The sequence below is a fragment of the Terriglobia bacterium genome (assembly GCA_020073205.1).
Taxonomy (GTDB): domain Bacteria; phylum Acidobacteriota; class Polarisedimenticolia; order Polarisedimenticolales; family JAIQFR01; genus JAIQFR01.
In genome coordinates this window covers 1-3,182 of sequence record JAIQFR010000198.1, presented here as the reverse complement: position 1 = coordinate 3,182, position 3,182 = coordinate 1, and the positions used below count along the sequence as shown (strand labels likewise).

General features: G+C 70.0%; 2 protein-coding genes. Both read left to right on the top strand.

Annotated features, from left to right (window positions below; genetic code table 11):
- The first annotated feature begins 208 nt into the window (after window positions 1–208).
- The gene (locus LAO51_20320) at window positions 209–2,446 is read left to right on the top strand and encodes an ATP-dependent DNA helicase (protein ID MBZ5641091.1); all 2,238 of its coding nucleotides are present in this window, start codon (window positions 209–211) and stop codon (window positions 2,444–2,446) included.
- A 54-nt stretch (window positions 2,447–2,500) separates the two neighbouring features.
- Complete coding sequence (locus tag LAO51_20315; protein ID MBZ5641090.1) at window positions 2,501–2,998, top strand: hypothetical protein; 498 nt, start codon at window positions 2,501–2,503, stop codon at window positions 2,996–2,998.
- Window positions 2,999–3,182 lie beyond the last annotated feature (184 nt).

Genomic DNA, 3,182 nt, shown 5'->3' with positions numbered 1-3,182 from the left:
AACGGTCCGGCGGGTCCGTTGGCATCCATTGCTCGCACATGCCCGCCGAGAGGGGCCGATTTCGTGCCGCCGCTTCTTTCGTCGATTTCATGGGATGGAGGTACGGATGCGTCCGCATGCGGGCAGGTATCCTGTCCGCCCGTGGACGTCGCAAGACAGGTCTTCTCGGTAGCGCCGGCCGGCGGCCTTGCGCTGTGGAAACGCGCGAATGGAGGACGTGGGAGCCGAGGTTGACTCGACGTCCGCAAACCGCGACCATGGACGGGTCCCCTCGGTCGAGTCTCCCGGCGATTGCACGATGAGCGTCACGCCTCCCAGGCTTCCCGGTCGGCGCGAAGGCGACGTGACCCGCGCCGACGGGCCGCCCCCGCGCAAGCCGACGCCGCCCGAACGGCTCACCGACCTCCTGCGCGCGGTTTTCGGCTTCGAGCGCTTCCGCCCCCACCAGGAAGCCGTCTGCCGCGCGGTGACCGAGGGGAGCGACGACCTGCTGGTGATGCCCACCGGGGCGGGCAAGTCGCTGTGCTATCAGCTGCCGGGCATCGCCCGAGGCGGCACGACCCTGGTGGTCAGTCCGCTGATCTCGCTGATGGAGGACCAGGTGGCGAAGCTCCGGGCGCAGGGCCTGCGCGCAGAGCGGATCCACTCGGGCCGCCCGCGCACCGAATCTCGGCAGGCCTGTCAGTCCTACCTCGCCGGTGGCCTGGACTTCCTGTTCATCGCTCCCGAGCGCCTCAGTGTTCCGGGCTTTCCGGAGCTGCTCTCGCGCCGTACGCCGGCGCTGGTCGCCGTGGACGAGGCGCACTGCATTTCACACTGGGGCCACGATTTTCGTCCCGACTACCGCATGCTCGGCGAGCGCCTCCCTCTGCTCCGGCCCGCACCGGTGATCGCGCTGACCGCCACGGCCACCCCGCTGGTGCAGCGCGACATCTCAGAGCAGCTCGCGATGCCCCGCGCCCGGCACTTCATCCACGGCTTCCGCCGCGAGAACATCGCGATCGAGCTGGCCGAGATGAGGCCGTCGGCGCGTGTCGCCGTGGCCGAGCGCCTGCTCGGCGATCCGGCCAACCGCCCGGCGATCGTCTACGCGCCGACGCGGCGGCAGACCGAGGATCTCGCCCGGGGACTCGCCGGGCTGTGTCCCGCGGCCGCCTATCACGCCGGGATGGCCGCATCCCAGCGCGACGAGGTCCAGGCAGCGTTTCGGGCGGGCCGTCTCGAGGCGATCGTCGCGACGATCGCGTTCGGCATGGGAGTGGACAAGGCGGACGTGCGCACCGTGATCCACATGGCCCTACCCACGAGCGTCGAGGGTTATTACCAGGAAATCGGCCGAGCCGGGCGCGACGGTGCCGCATCGCGGGCGGTGCTGCTGTTCTCGTGGTCCGATCGGAAGACCCACGAGTTCTTCATCGAGCGCGACTACCCCGACGCGTCGGTGCTGGCGCGTGTGTGGAACACCCTGAGCGACGAGCCGCAGCCGCGCGAGGCGCTGCTCGAACGCGTGGCCCTCGACCCGGACCGGCTGGACAACGCGCTGGAGAAGCTGTGGATCCACGGCGGGGCGCGGATCGACGCCGCGGAGAATGCGGCCCGCGGGCGACCGGGTTGGGAGCGGCCGTACCTGGCCCGGCGGCGCCACAAGCTCGAGCAGCTCGAGCTGATCACCCGTTACGCCGCGAGCCGCGGTTGCCGCATGGTGCATCTTGTCTCTCACTTCGGCGACCAGGAGGACGACGGCCGGCGCTGCGGGCGGTGCGATATCTGCGCCCCTCGCGACTGCCGGGCGCTGCGCTTCCGTGCGCCCTCCGCAGGCGAGCGGCGGGCGCTCGGCCGGGTGCTCGATGCCCTTCGCTTGACCGACGGCCAGGCCAGCGGTCGGCTGCATCGCGAGCTGTTCGGTAAGGCGCTCGAGCGCGATCGTTTCGAACGGCTGCTCGGCGCCCTCGTGCGCTCGGGCCACGTGTCCGAGCGCCTCGACTCGTTCGAGAAGGACGGGAGGGTCATCGAATTCCGAAGGCTGTTCTTGTCGGCGTCGGGGCGCGAAGCGGCCGATCTTGAAGGTGTGCCCGTGGCTGTCGAGTCGGAGGCGCCGACCCGGCGCGACAGGCGCCCGCAGCCGCCCGCCGGCACCGACACCGCCCGCGCCGCGAGACGAGAGACGCGCGGGGAACCCGAGGGGGAATCTGCACCCGATCCCGCTCTACTCGAGGCGCTGCGCGCTTGGCGCCAGACCGAGGCCCGCCGCCAGCAGGTCCCTGCGTTCTGCGTGCTGTCCAACCGAACGCTGGAGGGGATCGCACGCTCGCGGCCGGAGGACGACCATGCCTTGCTTCGGGTGAAGGGAGTCGGGCACAAGGTCGTCGAACGGTACGGCGCGACGATCCTCGAACTCGTCCACCGAGCCTCCAGGACCGGCAGCGGCGGAGCTCGTTCGGCCTGATGCGCTCGCGGGCGCGGGTCGGTTACTCTGAGCAAAGGGCGCGCGGATTCGGCGGTGACTTGGAGTACGGTCTCGGATGAGCACGACGAAAGCGCGGGGAATGGCGAACTCGGGAGCGGGACGGTCGACGTCGACATCATCCTCCGCGAGGTCGATCTCGCGGCGTTCAAGGCCCGCCACCTGGGTCGCGGGTACGAGGAACGCGCAGCAGGAACGGGGAAGTTGGTCGACACGGAGTACGACGTTCGCGTGGACGTCCTCGGTGCCGGTCGGTTTCCCGGCGACGGGAGGCCGAAGCCGATCGCATCTTCCGACCCTGCGACGACGGCGATCCGCGGATCGTCCTTGGCGCTCCTGCCCCTTCCGCGTTTCCTCGAACTCGAGCTCGCATCCGGAATGAGCGCCCCGCACCGGCTGCACGATCTCGCCCACGTGCTCGATCTCGTTCGAAGCGCCGGACTCTCCCTGGAGCTCGCCGAGAAGCTCCACCCGTGGATGCGCGACAAGTACCGGGAGCTGTCGAGCGCGGCTCAGGGAGAGGATCCGTACTGATCGTCGGCCGACGCCATTCGAGCGGTTCTACCGGCTCACGGTGGAGTTGGGGATGATTCGCACCCCGGCGGAGATGGCGAAGCACAGCCTGACCGACGCGGTCGAGGTGCGCCCGTTCGATCCCGGCGAGATCGTGGAGCAGGACTACGACGTCTGGCACCTCCAGCCGCTGCTCTACGCCATC